We start from the raw sequence: 1,183 nt of genomic DNA on the forward strand, positions 1-1,183 counted from the left end.
ATAAAATAGATCTTCGCGTTACCAGTTGGATTCTTGGCTTCACGGGTAAGCAAGTCACCGAAGATAATTGGAATTCTTGGAAAGTTCGTAAAGATGGTGGAGACTTTGATCAGTTTACTGGCGCTACCATTACGCCTCGAGCTGTCGTCAAAGCAGTCAGAAACACCGTAAACTACGTAAATCAATCTCGTGATGAGATTCTCAGCCAGCCACTAAACTGCGCAGGAGACAATCAATGAGTGAAAACAAACAATTGATGAAGAACGGCATGTGGAGCAACAACCCAGCATTGGTTCAGCTGCTCGGTTTATGTCCTCTACTCGCCGTTTCATCGACGATCACCAACGCGCTGGGTCTTGGTATTGCCACATTACTGGTACTAGTGGGGTCTAACGTAACGGTTTCACTGATCCGTAACTATGTTCCTAAAGAGATCCGAATTCCGGTTTTCGTTATGATCATTGCGTCACTCGTAACCTGCGTCCAGCTACTAATGAATGCTTACGCTTACGGATTGTACCTATCACTGGGTATCTTTATCCCGTTGATCGTAACCAACTGTATCATCATCGGTCGCGCCGAAGCCGACGCGTCAAAACATGATGTGCTTCCTGCCGCATTGGACGGCTTATGGATGGGACTGGGCATGACCAGTGTGCTAGTTGTGTTGGGCTCAATGCGCGAGCTTATCGGCAACGGCACATTGTTTGACGGCGCAGACTTGCTATTGGGTGACTGGGCTGCAGCTCTGCGCATTCAAGTATTCCAATTTGATAGCAGCTTCTTATTAGCACTATTACCACCAGGTGCTTTCATCGGTGTAGGACTTTTGATTGCGTTGAAAAATGTTATCGACAGCTCAATTCAGGCTCGTCAGCCGAAAGAAGAAAAACCGGCCATTGAGCGTGCTCGCGTAACTAACGCATAATATAAGAATTCTAAAATCAAGGCTCTACCACTCGTAGGGCCTTTTTCATAAACCGCAAAGACGGGTTTGGAAGTCAGCAATGAACAAAGAAAAAAGAATAGAAATTCTTGAACGATTAAGAGAAAACAACCCCAATCCTGAAACGGAACTGAACTGGAGCTCTCCATTTGAGTTACTCATCGCTGTGCTACTTTCAGCGCAAGCGACCGATGTTAGTGTCAACAAAGCCACTGACAAACTCTTCCCCGTTGCGAA

The 1,183-nt window shown here is 46.2% G+C and carries 2 protein-coding genes and 1 pseudogene; all 3 read left to right on the forward strand.

Going from position 1 to position 1,183, the window contains the following annotated elements; all coding sequences use genetic code 11:
- Window positions 1–239: FMN-binding protein (locus tag R7127_RS26555; RefSeq protein ID WP_318148717.1), on the forward strand; the 239-nt coding region annotated here is incomplete at its 5' end.
- Window positions 236–928, forward strand: a complete 693-nt coding sequence (locus R7127_RS26560; protein WP_318148718.1) for an electron transport complex subunit E — start codon at window positions 236–238, stop codon at window positions 926–928. The genes R7127_RS26555 and R7127_RS26560, both read left to right, overlap by 4 nt.
- A 79-nt stretch (window positions 929–1,007) precedes the next feature.
- Window positions 1,008–1,183: pseudogene (locus tag R7127_RS26565) on the forward strand (endonuclease III); the annotation flags it as partial.

The organism is Vibrio sp. 1159 (genome assembly GCF_033340395.1).
Classification (GTDB): Bacteria; Pseudomonadota; Gammaproteobacteria; order Enterobacterales; family Vibrionaceae; genus Vibrio; species Vibrio alginolyticus.